At 59.3% G+C, this 13,711-nt stretch carries 14 protein-coding genes; 7 read left to right on the top strand and 7 right to left on the bottom strand.

The genetic code is table 11. The features are described from left to right. Positions 1-21 precede the first annotated feature (21 nt). On the top strand, positions 22-378 hold the full coding sequence (locus CRO59_RS10835; protein ID WP_027612690.1) for a hypothetical protein: 357 nt from the start codon (positions 22-24) through the stop codon (positions 376-378). Between the two features lie 72 nt (positions 379-450). Next, positions 451-681 (top strand): hypothetical protein, encoded by a 231-nt coding sequence (locus tag CRO59_RS10840; protein ID WP_027612691.1) that lies wholly within the window; start codon positions 451-453, stop codon positions 679-681. Positions 682-684: 3 nt separating this feature from the next. Here the strand turns inward: CRO59_RS10840 and CRO59_RS10845 are convergent, their stop codons facing one another. Together CRO59_RS10845 and CRO59_RS10850 are read right to left on the bottom strand one after the other, a co-directional pair. Then, the gene (locus tag CRO59_RS10845) at positions 685-972 is read right to left on the bottom strand and encodes a hypothetical protein (RefSeq protein ID WP_007964655.1); all 288 of its coding nucleotides are present in this window, start codon (positions 970-972) and stop codon (positions 685-687) included. A gap of 152 nt (positions 973-1,124) precedes the next feature. After that, entirely contained in the window at positions 1,125-1,310 is a 186-nt protein-coding gene (locus tag CRO59_RS10850) for a hypothetical protein (protein ID WP_007964653.1), read from the bottom strand. Positions 1,311-1,568: 258 nt separating this feature from the next. On the opposite strand from CRO59_RS10850, the gene galU reads away from it, so the two are divergent. Next, on the top strand, positions 1,569-2,408 hold the full coding sequence (gene galU, locus CRO59_RS10855; protein WP_007912230.1) for a UTP--glucose-1-phosphate uridylyltransferase GalU: 840 nt from the start codon (positions 1,569-1,571) through the stop codon (positions 2,406-2,408). Between the two features lie 341 nt (positions 2,409-2,749). Here the strand turns inward: galU and CRO59_RS10860 are convergent, their stop codons facing one another. Continuing rightward, positions 2,750-4,498, bottom strand: a complete 1,749-nt coding sequence (locus CRO59_RS10860; protein ID WP_097087345.1) for a phosphoethanolamine transferase CptA — start codon at positions 4,496-4,498, stop codon at positions 2,750-2,752. Positions 4,499-4,697: 199 nt separating this feature from the next. After that, a complete protein-coding gene (locus tag CRO59_RS10865) occupies positions 4,698-4,880 on the bottom strand; it encodes a DUF6026 family protein (protein WP_007964649.1) in 183 nt (60 codons plus the stop codon). Between the two features lie 274 nt (positions 4,881-5,154). Here CRO59_RS10865 and gnd point away from each other — a divergent pair, with 274 nt between their 5' ends. Genes gnd through CRO59_RS10880 form a run of 3 tightly spaced genes read left to right on the top strand, consistent with a single transcriptional unit; the run spans position 5,155 to position 8,461 of the window. Then, positions 5,155-6,135 carry a phosphogluconate dehydrogenase (NAD(+)-dependent, decarboxylating) gene (gene gnd, locus CRO59_RS10870; protein WP_007964647.1) on the top strand — a complete coding sequence of 327 codons (981 nt, stop codon included), beginning with the start codon at positions 5,155-5,157 and terminating at the stop codon, positions 6,133-6,135. Further along, complete coding sequence (gene zwf, locus CRO59_RS10875) at positions 6,132-7,655, top strand: glucose-6-phosphate dehydrogenase (RefSeq protein ID WP_097087347.1); 1,524 nt, start codon at positions 6,132-6,134, stop codon at positions 7,653-7,655. The genes gnd and zwf overlap by 4 nt, the downstream gene beginning before the upstream one ends. Continuing rightward, the gene (locus tag CRO59_RS10880; RefSeq protein ID WP_096796547.1) at positions 7,652-8,461 is read left to right on the top strand and encodes an HAD family hydrolase; all 810 of its coding nucleotides are present in this window, start codon (positions 7,652-7,654) and stop codon (positions 8,459-8,461) included. The genes zwf and CRO59_RS10880 overlap by 4 nt, the downstream gene beginning before the upstream one ends. A gap of 122 nt (positions 8,462-8,583) precedes the next feature. Here the strand turns inward: CRO59_RS10880 and nhaB are convergent, their stop codons facing one another. From nhaB to CRO59_RS10895, 3 genes are all read right to left on the bottom strand, one after another. Beyond that, positions 8,584-10,086 carry a sodium/proton antiporter NhaB gene (gene nhaB / locus CRO59_RS10885; RefSeq protein WP_096796548.1) on the bottom strand — a complete coding sequence of 501 codons (1,503 nt, stop codon included), beginning with the start codon at positions 10,084-10,086 and terminating at the stop codon, positions 8,584-8,586. A 67-nt stretch (positions 10,087-10,153) separates the two neighbouring features. Then, positions 10,154-11,443, bottom strand: coding sequence for a hypothetical protein (locus tag CRO59_RS10890; protein ID WP_097087349.1), 1,290 nt, complete (start codon positions 11,441-11,443; stop codon positions 10,154-10,156). A 278-nt stretch (positions 11,444-11,721) separates the two neighbouring features. Continuing rightward, positions 11,722-11,988 carry a hypothetical protein gene (locus CRO59_RS10895; RefSeq protein ID WP_003225374.1) on the bottom strand — a complete coding sequence of 89 codons (267 nt, stop codon included), beginning with the start codon at positions 11,986-11,988 and terminating at the stop codon, positions 11,722-11,724. Between the two features lie 346 nt (positions 11,989-12,334). Here CRO59_RS10895 and CRO59_RS10900 point away from each other — a divergent pair, with 346 nt between their 5' ends. After that, entirely contained in the window at positions 12,335-13,660 is a 1,326-nt protein-coding gene (locus CRO59_RS10900) for a sigma-54 dependent transcriptional regulator (RefSeq protein WP_097087351.1), read from the top strand. The last annotated feature ends 51 nt before the right edge of the window (positions 13,661-13,711 follow it).

Here is a 13,711-nt window from a genome sequence, read left to right on the forward strand (position 1 = left end):
GTCTTTATGGGAGGTATTTGTATGAAGTGGGGTGTGGTGTGTCTGCCGTTGATGTTGGTCGTGGGTGGTTGCGCGAGTGTTTCCGAAATCAACGAAACCTTGCCCACCATGAGCGTGATTTCCGGCAAGAAACCCCATGAGTATGCTCAGTGCCTGGCCGACAAGCTTGCCAACAGCCGCGGCGCGCTGCAGATGCAGCCGCACAAGGATGGCGTGCGAGTGATTGTTCCCGGGAAATTTTCCACCGGCGCGGCTGCGGTGTTTGATATCGAAGACCGTTCCGGCGGCAGCAGCATCAAGCTGCATGAGCGGATGTCCAATGTGCCGGTTCGTCCCCGTGACGTGCAAAACGCCGCCAATGCCTGTATTTCCGGCTGATAGAATAGCGTCCATCAGCACCGATGCCGTCACAGTCCTGCTGTGACGGCATTTTCATTTCTGGAGTCGCGCATGAAGCGAGAGCAAGTACGGGAACGGCATGCAGAGGGCCTTATCTCTGCCACGCATGTTATTCAAAATCCGGCGAACTCGGGCGAGTGGATCGTGTTTTTCAAGAAGAGCGCCGGTCGCAGCTATTTTCTGGTGGACGATAACGACGAGGTCGAATCCTTCGCCCGGCTCGACGACCTGATCGAGATCGTGCGCGGGCTTGGGATCAAGTTCGCCGAGATCCACATGTAGGGTCTATTTGCAGACCACCACCACGCTGCGGTTCTTGTAGTTGCCGACGTCGACCCCCAGGGTTTTGTCACTCTCCTTGGGCGCCGGCGTGCCGTCGGTACCGACGATGCGATAGCCGGTGCCGGCGCAGGAGGCGTCAGCCTTCTCGTAGCAGGTGGCCCAGGAGTTGGCTTCCCCGGAGCAGTCGATGCTCAAGCCCTGTTCGCCGTTGTTCAGGTAGGTGGTTTCCGAGGTGGCACAGCCACCGAGGGCCAATACCGCGATCAGCGGCAGCATTCTGTTCATGTTCATAAGTGTGTCGTCTTCAGCGAGGGAGGGGCTAAACGCTCTGACAGCGCCAGCATGAAAAAGGTTATAGCGATTGGCCACTTGTTTTCATCATGCTGCGAGCGGCCACAAAAAAGCCCTGCACAAGGGCAGGGCTCGGCGCGTGTCGCAACAGATCAGTCCTGATCTTTGCCACGGCGTTTGGACGACGCAGGGGTGTCGGTGAATACCGACGCTACATCAGTCGCCAGTTGCTCGCTGTCGAAAGGACCGGCGATGTGTTCGCCATTGGTCGTGGTCAGGTTCCACTTGCCGTCTTTCTTGTCGATCACATACCCGTTGATGATTTTTACCGCGGCCATCTATCTGTCTCGTTCGCTGGTTCAAAGGCGCCATGATACCGACAAATCCTCACATTGGGGGATGATGAGCGTATGGTGATGCAGCGTATTTGCGTGTTTGAGCTACTCTGTTTTCGCGGGTCGAAGTCGCCAACGGAACTATCGGCGAGAATATTTCTCTATGTTGGCATCGGTTAGCCAGTGCGGGGCATTGTAAGGTGCACGCCGCCTGATTAGACTGCGCCGAAACTCGTACACACAGCCCTTTCAAGGACTTATATGATCAAGAAATGCTTGTTCCCAGCAGCCGGTTACGGTACTCGCTTCCTGCCAGCGACTAAAGCCATGCCCAAAGAAATGCTGCCGGTGGTAAACAAGCCACTGATCCAGTACGGCGTTGAAGAAGCTCTGGACGCTGGCCTGACTGAAATCTCGATCGTGACCGGTCGTGGCAAGCGCGCTCTGGAAGACCACTTCGACATCAGCTATGAGCTGGAAAACCAGATCAAGGGCACCGACAAGGAGAAATACCTGGTCGGCATCCGCAAGCTGCTCGACGAGTGCTCGTTCTCCTACACCCGTCAGACCGAAATGAAAGGTCTGGGCCACGCGATCCTCACCGGTCGCCCGCTGATCGGTGACGAACCGTTCGCCGTGGTACTGGCGGACGACCTGTGCGTCAACCTCGAAGGCGACGGCGTACTGACCCAGATGGTCAAGCTGTACAAGCAGTTCCGCTGCTCGATCATCGCCATTCAGGAAGTCGATCCGCAGGAAACCAGCAAGTACGGCGTGATCGCCGGCGAGATGATCCGCGACGACATCTACCGCGTACACAGCATGGTCGAGAAGCCAAAGCCGGAAGACGCTCCATCGAACCTGGCGATCATTGGTCGTTACATCCTGACCCCGGACATCTTCGATCTGATCGAGCAGACCGAGCCAGGCAAGGGCGGTGAAATCCAGATCACCGATGCCCTGATGAAGCAGGCCCAGAACGGCTGCGTCATGGCCTACAAGTTCAAGGGCAAGCGTTTTGACTGCGGTGGCGCTGAAGGCTACATCGAAGCGACCAACTTCTGCTTCGAGAACTTCTACAAGACCGGCAAGGCTTACTGATAGCGCCGGACCTGCATCGCGAAGGGTGTGAAAGCACCCAAGCGAATGTACCCACAAACGCCCCGACCTGTTCGGGGCGTTTGTTTTTGTGCTGGAAAAACCCTTGAGTCCGGCGGCGCGATTGACTGACGCCCTCTGAGCGCGCTGGCTGCTCTTTCAGGGAGGAGGGTACGTGCGAGCATGCTGGCTGCTCCGATTTCCCTCAGGCGGTACAGTAGAGCCCCATAAAGCGGGCTACCTGACCGCCTAAAACGAAAAAAGCTCCGTATCTTGCGATACGGAGCTTTTTCTTTATGCGTTACTCCGATTGCGATCTCTCGAAACCGGCGCCTTCCAGGCGGTTACTGCTGCACGACATTCGCTGCGGCAGGGTCAACCTTTTTCGGCTTCATCAGACTGAAGTCGATCAAGGCGCGCTGCTCGCGCTCGTACGGATTGCCGATCATCAGCGGACGTGGTTTGAAGCTGTCGCTGACCAGACTCTTGCTGCGGTCCAGTTCATCGAAACTCAAACCGGCCATGTCCGCCCAGGTGTGGATCAGGTGCGAGCTGCTGTACGGCCGGCCGAGGTCGGCGGCGAAGTTCCAGTCGTGGTTCTCGCGCCATTTCGGCGACGCCCAGGCCATGAACGGAATGGTGTACATCGGCGCGGTCGGTTTGTTCTCGTTACGGCCGAGGGTGTTGTGGCCGGCGGAGTCGAACACGTCTTCACCGTGGTCGGAGAGGTACAGCAAGAAGCCGTTCGGATCGGACTTGGCGTAGTCCTTGATCAGGCTCGACACCACGAAATCGTTGTACAGCACGGCGTTGTCGTAGCTGTTGTAGGTCGGCACCTGATCGTCACGTACGCCGGCCGGCACGCCGGTACGGTCCTGGAACTTGTCGAAGGTCGGCGGATAGCGGTACTGGTAGCTCATGTGAGTGCCGAGCAAGTGCACGACGATCAGCTTACGCTGCGCCGGGTCGGTCAGCGCCTTGTTGAACGGCTCGATCACGTCACCGTCGTACTGCGCGGCGTTCTGGTTGCGGTTGTTATTCAGGTACACCTGCTCGTCGGCCTGCTCGGAGAAGGTCGTGAGCATGGTGTTGCGTTTGGTCATGGTCTGCTGGTTGGTGATCCAGAAGGTCTTGTAACCGGCCTGTTTCATCATGCTGACCAGCGACGGCGTGGACAGGTACAGATCAGGGTTCTCTTCGTCGGCGAAGGTCAGGACCTGCTGCAGCGCTTCAATGGTGTAAGGGCGCGGGGTGATGACGTTGTCGAATACCGCGAGCTGATCCTTGAGCTTGTCCAGTTCCGGGGTGGTGTTGCGTCCATAACCGTACAGGCTCATGCGCTGACGGTTGGTCGACTCGCCGATCACCAGCACCAGGGTCGACGGTTTATCGGCGTCGGCAACTTTCAGGTTATGCAGCGGCGGAACCTTGCTCGCGCTGTGCAGCATGTCTTGCATGCCGGCCAGGGTGTCGAGGTAACGGTGGTAAGCCACCACCATCTGCCAAGGCACGGCTGGCTCGATGCGGTCTTCGAACTTCTCGAAACCGCCGGCGAAACTGCCGGTACGCTGGGTCTGTTTGATCAGCGGGTAGCCGACTACGGCGAAGACGATCGCGATCGCAGCCACGAACGCGCGGCCTCGGGGCATGTACACCGGGCGCAGGCGGGTCCACAGGAAGTAGGCGAAAGCGGTATGGGCGAGGAATGCCGGGATCATCCACCAGGCGAAGTACTGGGTCATGTATTCGCCGGCTTCAGAGATGTTCGACTCGAACATGATGAAGATGACGCTTTGCGAGAACTCCTGCTGATAAATGAAGAAATAACCCAGGCTGGCCATCGAGCAGGCCCACAGGACGATACCGATCAGCGCGGCCAGCAGTTTGGTGCGTTTGGGAAACGCCAGCATCGGGGCGAGCCACAGCGCGCTCATCACGAAGGCCTGACGGAAACCGCTGAAGCCGGAGGTGCCGGTCAGCTGAATCAATAGTTGGGTGATGCCCGAGAAATACCAGAAGAAAGCGAACAGCCAGAGAACCCCGGCCCAGTCGAAACCTGTCGCAGTCGTTTTGCTGCGTTTGAACAATGCCATTCAGCACTCCAGCTCATCGTCACTAACCACCGTCGGAGCGCTACATCAAACCGACGAACGGAAGCCGCGCGCAAACGCACGGCCAGAATGGGCCGGAGTATCACCAAGGCAGTGTGAAAACTTCGTTAGTTGCCGATCAGGGGGAGGGGAGCATCATGTCGGGAACGACAGGCGCCGCTCCCGAAGCTGGCGGGGCAGGTCAGGCGTGCGGATGGCGCTGGACCACCGGCAGAGGTTTGGGCTGAGCGCCCTGGGTCAGCGAGCGCAGCTGCGCCAGCTCCTGCTTCAACTGGTCGCGCTCGTCTTTCAACTGACGCAATTCATCGCGACGGATCGTGACGTACAGGGTTTGTGGCGGCATTGCTGTGTGTACTGTGCCCATTGCTCACCTCGCAAATGGCGTGTCTCAACTGCAAATCGTCCCCGCGTCGGGGCTACTGACTTGCTATCGGCGCCAATTTTGATTTCTTTTGCCCGCGAATGGAACTTTTTTATTTTTCATGGTCGGTGTGTCTTCGGCAGGATTCGGGGCGTTATCAGTCTGGATCGGGCACAATGCCCGGAAACTTCATCGCAACGCTCTGGACTAACCTCCATCAGTCGCGTTGGGCTATAACCAATGACACACATTTATTTGTAGTAAGGAGCATCAGCACATGCAACTCGGGATTATTGGACTGGGCCGCATGGGCGGCAATATTGCGCGACGTCTGATGCTCAACGGTCACACCACCGTTGTTTACGACCGCAATACCGCTTTCATCGATAACCTGGTCGCCGAGGGCTCCACCGGCGTTGCCGACCTGCCCGCTCTGGTGGCAGGCCTGGCCAAGCCACGTGCCGTATGGGTCATGCTGCCGGCCGGCGCGCCGACCGAAGACACCATCAACACTCTGAGCGACTTGCTGGAAGCCGGTGACACCATCATCGACGGCGGCAACACCAACTATAAGGATGACATTCGCCGGGCGAAAACCCTGGCCGAGAAGGGCCTGCACTACATCGACGTCGGTACCTCCGGCGGCGTCTGGGGCCTGGAGCGCGGCTACTGCATGATGATCGGCGGCGACGCCGAGACCGTGAACCGTCTGGACCCACTGTTCGCAGCGCTGGCGCCGGGTATGGGCAACATTCCGCGCACCAAGGATCGCAAATCCGAGGATCACCGCGCCGAGCACGGCTACATTCACGCCGGTCCTGCCGGTGCCGGGCACTTCGTGAAGATGATTCACAACGGCATCGAGTACGGCATGATGGCCGCGTTCGCCGAAGGCTTCGACATCCTCAAGACCAAGTCCAGCGAGCGTCTGCCGGAAGATCAGCGTTTCGACCTGAACGTGGCCGACATCGCCGAAGTCTGGCGTCGTGGCAGCGTGGTCTCGTCCTGGCTGCTCGACCTGACCGCCGACGCACTGGCCAGCGATCCGAAACTCGACGGCTTCTCCGGTTCGGTGGCTGACAGCGGCGAAGGTCAATGGACCATCGAAGCGGCCATGGAGCAGGCGGTGCCGGTTCCGGTGCTGTCCAACTCGCTGTTCTCGCGCTACCGCTCGCGCGGTCAGGGCACTTTTGGCGACAAGATTCTCTCGGCCCAGCGCTTCGGCTTCGGCGGCCACGTGGAGACACCGAAGAAATGACCCATACGATCCGCAGAAAATCCAAGGCAGAACCCGCACCACCGACCACGCTGTTTCTGTTCGGTGCCCACGGCGACCTGGTCAAGCGCTTGCTGATGCCGGCGCTGTACAACCTCAGTCGCGACGGCTTGCTTGACGAAAATCTGCGGATCGTCGGCGTTGATCACAACGCCATTACCGATGAAGCCTTCGCGCAAAAACTCGAAGACTTCATCCGTAACGAAGTGGCGGCGAAAGTTGGCAAGGGCGATCAGATGCTTGATCCGGCCTTGTGGGCCAAGCTCGCCAAAGGCATCAGCTACGTCCAGGGCGACTTCCTGGACGACAGCACTTATTCCGCGCTGGCGGCAAAAATTGCCGACAGCGGCACTGGCAATGCGGTGTTCTACCTGGCCACCGCGCCACGTTTTTTCAGTGAAGTGGTACGCCGACTCGGCTCGGCCAAACTGCTGGAGGAAACCCCGGAAGCGTTCAGAAGGGTGGTGATCGAAAAGCCGTTCGGCTCCGATCTGCAAACCGCCGAAGCGTTGAACGCCTGTCTGCTCAAGGTCATGTCGGAGAAACAGATCTATCGGATCGACCATTACCTGGGCAAGGAAACCGTGCAGAACATTCTGGTCAGCCGGTTCTCCAACAGCCTGTTCGAGGCCTTCTGGAACAACCATTACATCGACCACGTGCAAATCACCGCGGCGGAAACCGTCGGCGTCGAAACCCGTGGCAGTTTTTACGAGCACACCGGTGCGCTGCGTGACATGGTGCCCAATCACCTGTTCCAGTTGCTGGCGATGGTCGCCATGGAACCGCCGGCCGCGTTCGGCGCTGACGCCGTGCGCGGCGAGAAGGCCAAAGTGGTCGGCGCGATCCGTCCATGGAGCGTTGAGGAGGCGCGAGCCAACTCGGTACGCGGTCAGTACCGCGCCGGCGAGGTCGATGGCAAAGCGTTGAATGGCTATCGCCAGGAAGCCAACGTGGCGCCTGACAGCAACACCGAAACCTACGTCGCGCTGAAAGTCATGATCGACAACTGGCGCTGGGTCGGCGTGCCGTTCTACCTGCGTACCGGCAAGCGCATGAGCGTGCGCGACACCGAAATCGTCATCTGCTTCAAACCGGCGCCCTATGCGCAGTTCCGGGATACCGAGGTCGACGAGTTGCAGCCGACCTATCTGCGTATTCAGATCCAGCCTAACGAAGGCATGTGGTTCGACCTGCTGGCCAAACGGCCGGGGCCGGCGTTGAACATGGCCAACATCGAGCTGGGTTTTGCCTACAAGGATTTCTTCGAAATGCAGCCGTCCACTGGCTACGAAACGCTGATCTACGACTGCCTGACCGGCGACCAGACGCTGTTCCAGCGCGCCGATAATATCGAGAACGGCTGGCGCGCGGTGCAGCCCTTCCTCGATGCCTGGCAACAGGATGCGAGCGTGCAGACTTACGCTGCCGGGGAAGACGGCCCGCAAGCCGCCAATGATCTGCTGACTCGCGACGGTCGCGTCTGGCATGGTCTGGGATGAGTGAGTCGATCCGCTTTTTACTGAGTGACATGGACGGCACGCTGTTGCTGCCCGATCACAGCCTGAGCCAGCGCACCATCGACGCCGTTCGTTCGCTGCGCGAGGCCGGCGTGTTGTTCAGCCTGGCCACCGGGCGCCCACCCAAAGCCATGTTGCAGCAGATCGAAGCCTTGGGTGTCGATCTGCCGACCGCCGCCTTCAATGGCGGCACCATCGTCAATCCGGATGGCAGTCTGTTGGTGGCGCATTACCTGCCGGTGCCGACCGCGCTGATTGCTCTGGCGTTGTTCGCTGACCAACCGGATGTGGAGATCTGGGTGTTCAGCGGTGGCGACTGGTTGCTCAAGGATCCGCACGGGCCGATGGTGCCGCGCGAGCAGCACGGCCTCGGTTATCCGCCGGTGGTGGTCGAGAGTTTCGAGCCGTACCTGGAGCGCATCGACAAGATCGTCGCCACCAGTAACAACACCGATCTGCTGATCGAGCTTGAGGCGCGCCTGTTAGCCAAGGTCAGCGGCATGGCTCAGGTTTCGCGTTCGCAACCGGTGTACCTGGACGTGACGGCGCTGGAGGCCAACAAGGGCACCGCACTGGCAACCATTGCCGCGCACCTCGATATCCCGCTGGCGCAGACCGCCGCGATTGGCGATGGCGGCAACGACCCGGCGATGTTCCATTGCGCGGGATTGTCGATTGCCATGGGGCAGGCGGAAGAGGCGGTGAAGCGCCAGGCTGACGTGGTCACCGCGCCAAACACCGACGACGGCGTGGCGCAGGCGATCGAGAAGTACATCCTCGGTCGCTGAACTCACCCCAAAAACAAATGTAGGAGTGAGCCTGTTCGCGATTGCAATGTATCAGTCACCATTTCTTGGGCTGACACACCGCTATCGCGAGCAGGCTCACTCCTACAGTTTATTCGGCGTAATTACAGCCAGTAGCTGACGGCGTACCAGCCCAGCAGGCCCATCACTACGGTGTACGGCAGCGCCATCCACACCATCCGCCCGTACGACAGGCGCACCAGCGGTGCAATCGCCGAGGTCAGCAGGAACAGGAACGCCGCTTGGCCATTAGGTGTCGCCACGCTTGGCAGATTGGTACCGGTGTTGATCGCGATCGCCAGGGTCTCGAAATGCTCGCGGCTCATGTGCCCGGACAGGAAAGCCTGTTTCACTTCGGTGATGTAGATCGTGGCGACGAACACGTTATCGCTGATCGCCGAGAGCAGGCCGTTGGCGATGAACAGCATGCCCGGCTGTTGTTCCGCCGGCAGCGCCAGCACCCACTGGATCAACGGCGCGAACAGTTGCTGATCGTGAATCACCGCGACCACGGCAAAGAACACCACCAGCAATGCGGTGAACGGCATGGCGTCCTTGAACGCGCTGCCCAGACGATGCTCGTCGGTGATGCCGGTGAACGCGGTGATCAGCACGATCACCATCAGGCCGATCAGCCCGACCTCCGCGACGTGAAACGCCAGGCAGCCAATCAGGATCAATGCGGCAGCGCCTTGCACCAGCAGGGCGGCACGCTGACGCGGGGTGCGTTCGGCGTTGTCTTCGGCGGCGTAATTGGCCAGCACGGCGCGGACGTTGTCCGGCAGCAGGGTGCCGTAGCCAAACCAGCGCAGTTTTTCCAGCAGCACGCAGGTCACCAGACCCGCCGCCAGCACCGGCAACGAAACCGGCGCGACTTTCTGGAAAAACTCTGCGAAGTGCCAGCCCATTTCATGACCGATCAGCAGGTTCTGCGGCTCACCCACCAGGGTGCAGACCCCACCGAGTGCGGTGCCGACCGCGCCGTGCATCAGCAGGCTGCGCAGGAATGCGCGGAATTGCTCCAGGTCTTCATGGTGCAGGGCCGGCAGATGGCGGTCGTCGCTGAATTCGCTGTCCTGACGCGGATCATTGCCCGAGGCCACGCGGTGGTAGACCGAATAGAAGCCGACCGCCGCGCTGATGATCACCGCGGTTACGGTCAAGGCATCGAGAAACGCCGACAAAAAAGCTGAGAGAAAGCAGAACATCAGCGCCAGCAGCGCCTTGGAGCGCACGCCCAGCAGCAACCGTGAGAACAGAAACAGCAGCAGATCCTTCATGAAGTAGATGCCCGCGACCATGAACATCAGCAGCAGGATCACCGGGAAGTTGTGCACCAGTTCATCGTACAGGGCCTGTGGTGAGGTCATCTTCAGCAGCAGGGCTTCGATCAGCAACAAGCCACCGGGCATCAGCGGATAGCACTTGAGCGCCATGGCCAGGGTGAAAATGAATTCGATCACCAGCAGCCAGCCGGCGGCGACCGGGCCGACAGTGAACAGCACCACGGCGTTGAGGATCAGGAACCCTACGATGCACGCCTTGTACCAGCGGGGCGAGTGCCCGAGAAAATTATGCGCGAACGCCTGGGCCAGTGAGCCGGACATCGGTTGCTCCTTGTATTAAGAAGCGCGCAAGTTGCCGCAAGTGCCTGGCAAGTTCAAGTCTGGAGAGTTATTGATTCAGATAGCGCGCGACCATGGCGCGGTAGTTGCCGTCGAGCGAGTAGCCGCCGACAAGAATTTTCCGGTCTGGCTGGATCGCGAGAGAATTGGCGGTATCCAGGCTGCGGCCCAGGCGTGTGCGCAACCAGCCGTGGCCGTTGCCGAAGCTTCGGTCGAGATGACCATCAGCTTTATAGCGAGCAACGATGAAGTCGGCCTCGACGCCGCCGATCGTTGCACCCACCGCCATGATCCGACCATCCGCCATGCGTTGCGCGGCGCTCCACTGACAACCACTGGGGCCGATTTCCAGCAGATGCGGGTGCCCAGTGTCGTTGCGCCAGTCCGGGCGGCCATTAGGGTGCAGGCTCAGCGCCAGGCAGCGGATCGGATCGCGACTGCTGCCAAAACAGTGCAGATGGTCCTTTGACTCGATGACCTGAGAGACCATCGCGCTTTTGCCGTTGGCTTTGAAAGCCAGGAAGCCATCCACCGCGAAGCGCTCATCAAGACGCCCGTCAGGCAGGTAGCGCGCCACCAGCCCCTCTTGGGGAAAATCAATTGAGCCGGCGACAAGGATCCGCCCGTCCTTCTGCAATACGAGGCTGCTGAGCCACGTGTTGAGCAGCAAATGTCGAATCATCACGAAACCGCGCCCATTGAAGCTTGCATCGAGCGTCCCGTCTGGCGTCAGGCGGATCAGCATTCCGGCATGGTCGGCGAGTTCGAAGTGGTGATTGGCGATCAGCAGAATATGCCCGTCATCCTGCACGGCGATGTCACAGGCTTCAGCCCCCGGTACGCCGGGTGGCAGCCAGCAATCGCGGGAGCCGACGGACAGGTCGCCGGGCAGGCGCACCACTTTGCAGCCATTTTTACCAAAGTCCGGGTCGGGGGTTCCGTCAGCGCTGAACAGGGCCAGCGCAGGCAGGGTGCGATGGGTGTTTTGATAATGCAGCCCGGCCAGCAGGATTCGTCCGTCGGGCAACACCTGAACCTTGCCACCGGTGGCCTCAAAACCGCATTCGAACTCGCCAATCACGCTGCCTTGCTGGCCGAAAGCGAGGTCGGCCGAACCGTCTGCGAAGAGGCGTGCCAGACCAAACCGACTGCCTTGCGCAGTGCCGACTTTGGCGGCGACCAGCACGCGCCCCTGTCGATCCAGCGCAATACCCTGGGTCATGCTGGAAACACTGCCGGCGAAATACACCTGGGCAACGCCAGTGCTGGCAAATTGTTTGTCGAGTTGCCCGGAACTGTTGAGTAGTGCCGGGCGCGCAAAGGCGTTCTCGGGTGACATGCATGCCTCTCCTTGCAAGTTGACCAGGCCCGAATGGGCGGTAACTGCATGAGCGGAACATTCAATCCCTGAATACACGCAAGTTCAACTGACAGAACTAACAGGTGGAGGGTCGCACTGTGCCATAACAGTGTCTTTTTGAACCAAACGAAAGCCTGCCAAGCAGTGGCGCCTGGCAGCTTGAAGAAAGTTGTACAGAAGCATTGAAGATAAACAGCAGCGGATAACTAACAAAGAACAGAGCGGATGACGTGAAAGTCATCCGCATTAGCCTCTGATCAATGTGGCATCGACCACGATTGCAGCAGGTAACCTTCTTTGCTCAATTCGGCGCGGGCCTGTTGCAACAGCAGTTCCAGTTGCGCCGGATCGGAGTAGGCGCTGCTTGGAATCTGCTGGCGACCGATGTGCGAGTTGGTACGGTCGATGACGGTCAGGTTCAGTTCGCCATTGCCGTCTTGTGGGGCCCAGGCCACGCACTGAAAGGGTTTGAACGCGTGGTTGGCAATCAAAAGAGCTTCGTTGATACGGAGCGGGGCGGTCATTGGGGTCTTCTCTCTGTCGTGCCCAATCAAGTGATGTGCCGTCGGTTGGGCTTACCGTTCGGCTGGTTACTTGTACTGATGCACGCAACCCCGTGGCAGGTCACACACGAAACAGAGAAATTTCAACTTAATTGCTCAGGCTCAACATTCCGAACGTTTTTGAAAGCCTGGTGAAAGATAGCAACTCGATAGCTGACTAATAAACTTGCTTCTTATAACTCGTTAGCTTGTACACCTATAAGCAATCGATACAAGGCCCTGTCAATTTCTTGCTAATGTTACAGTCGGGTCTGCCAAATGACTGTTTTTACAATAATTTCCTTAAATTTGGCGCCAAGGAACAGTCATGATCGAAGCGCCTGCGTTACGACGTTTATTGGTGGTCGACCCGTGCGACGACTGTCACCGGTTATTACCTGGTTTGCGCTCGGTGGGATGGGATGTCGACAGTTGTAGCCTGGAAAATGCCGCCGATCGGACATGCGATGTCGGGCTGCTGCGACTGCAACCTTTTCACCTTGAACGTCCCGAAGCGGTCAAGGAACTGATCAGCCGTAGCGGCACCGAGTGGATCGCGGTGTTGAACCAGGAAGTCCTGCGGTTGCAGAACGTCGGTGACTTCGTCTGCGAATGGTTTTTCGATTTCCACACCTTGCCGTTCGATGTCTCACGGGTTCAGGTGACCCTGGGCCGCGCGTTCGGCATGGCGCGTTTGCGCGGGCAAGGCACGATTCACGTCGACCAGCCGGAACATGAGCTGCTCGGCGACAGCAAGCCGATCCGCGAACTGCGCAAATTATTGAGCAAACTGGCGCCGACCGAATCCCCGGTACTGATCCGCGGTGAAAGCGGCACCGGTAAAGAACTGGTGGCGCGCACGCTGCACCGCCAGTCCCAGCGCCACAGCAAGCCGTTTGTGGCGATCAATTGCGGGGCGATTCCCGAACACTTGATTCAATCCGAACTGTTCGGTCACGAAAAAGGCGCTTTCACCGGTGCGCATCAGCGCAAGGTCGGGCGCATTGAGGCCGCCAATGGCGGCACGCTGTTTCTCGATGAAATCGGCGATCTGCCGCTGGAATTGCAGGCCAATCTGCTGCGTTTTCTGCAGGAGAAACACATCGAACGCGTCGGTGGCAGCCAGCCGATCCCGGTGGATGTTCGCGTGCTGGCGGCCACCCACGTCGACCTCGAGGCGGCGATCGAGAAAAAGCGTTTTCGCGAAGACCTGTATTACCGCCTCAATGTGCTGCAAGTGATAACTGCGCCATTGCGCGAGCGCCACGGTGATCTGTCGATGCTGGCCAACCATTTCTCGCATTTTTACAGCCACGAAACCGGCCGCCGCCCGCGCAGCTTCAGTGAGGATGCGTTGATCGCCATGGGCAAGCACGACTGGCCAGGCAACGTTCGAGAACTGGCCAACCGCGTGCGACGGGGTTTGGTTCTGGCGGAAGGCCGACAGATCGAAGCCCGGGATCTGGGATTGCTCAGCCAGCACACGATTTCGACGCCGATGGGTACGCTGGAAGACTACAAGACGCGCGCTGAACGCCAGGCGCTGTGCGATGTATTGAACCGCCACAGCGACAACCTCAGTGTGGCGGCGAAGGTGCTGGGCGTGTCGCGGCCGACGTTTTATCGCCTGCTGCACAAGCATCAGATTCGCTAGAGACCAAAGCTGAAAAGATCGCAGCCTGCGGCAGCTTCTACAGGGATTACC

This window comes from Pseudomonas sp. LAMO17WK12:I5 (assembly GCF_900215165.1).
Lineage (GTDB): Bacteria > Pseudomonadota > Gammaproteobacteria > Pseudomonadales > Pseudomonadaceae > Aquipseudomonas > Aquipseudomonas putida_A.

What these genes read in the sequence shown, in the direction of transcription:
- CRO59_RS10850 (WP_007964653.1), bottom strand. Translation starts at nt 1,310, where the DNA reads ATGGCCGCGGTAAAAATCATCAACGGGTATGTGATCGACAAGAAAGAC.
- CRO59_RS10845 (WP_007964655.1), bottom strand. Translation starts at nt 972, where the DNA reads ATGAACATGAACAGAATGCTGCCGCTGATCGCGGTATTGGCCCTCGGT.
- CRO59_RS10880 (WP_096796547.1), top strand. Translation starts at nt 7,652, where the DNA reads ATGAGTGAGTCGATCCGCTTTTTACTGAGTGACATGGACGGCACGCTG.
- CRO59_RS10860 (WP_097087345.1), bottom strand. Translation starts at nt 4,498, where the DNA reads ATGGCATTGTTCAAACGCAGCAAAACGACTGCGACAGGTTTCGACTGG.
- CRO59_RS10835 (WP_027612690.1), top strand. Translation starts at nt 22, where the DNA reads ATGAAGTGGGGTGTGGTGTGTCTGCCGTTGATGTTGGTCGTGGGTGGT.
- CRO59_RS10895 (WP_003225374.1), bottom strand. Translation starts at nt 11,988, where the DNA reads ATGACCGCCCCGCTCCGTATCAACGAAGCTCTTTTGATTGCCAACCAC.
- CRO59_RS10840 (WP_027612691.1), top strand. Translation starts at nt 451, where the DNA reads ATGAAGCGAGAGCAAGTACGGGAACGGCATGCAGAGGGCCTTATCTCT.
- galU (WP_007912230.1), top strand. Translation starts at nt 1,569, where the DNA reads ATGATCAAGAAATGCTTGTTCCCAGCAGCCGGTTACGGTACTCGCTTC.
- CRO59_RS10890 (WP_097087349.1), bottom strand. Translation starts at nt 11,443, where the DNA reads ATGTCACCCGAGAACGCCTTTGCGCGCCCGGCACTACTCAACAGTTCC.
- gnd (WP_007964647.1), top strand. Translation starts at nt 5,155, where the DNA reads ATGCAACTCGGGATTATTGGACTGGGCCGCATGGGCGGCAATATTGCG.
- zwf (WP_097087347.1), top strand. Translation starts at nt 6,132, where the DNA reads ATGACCCATACGATCCGCAGAAAATCCAAGGCAGAACCCGCACCACCG.
- CRO59_RS10865 (WP_007964649.1), bottom strand. Translation starts at nt 4,880, where the DNA reads ATGGGCACAGTACACACAGCAATGCCGCCACAAACCCTGTACGTCACG.
- CRO59_RS10900 (WP_097087351.1), top strand. Translation starts at nt 12,335, where the DNA reads ATGATCGAAGCGCCTGCGTTACGACGTTTATTGGTGGTCGACCCGTGC.
- nhaB (WP_096796548.1), bottom strand. Translation starts at nt 10,086, where the DNA reads ATGTCCGGCTCACTGGCCCAGGCGTTCGCGCATAATTTTCTCGGGCAC.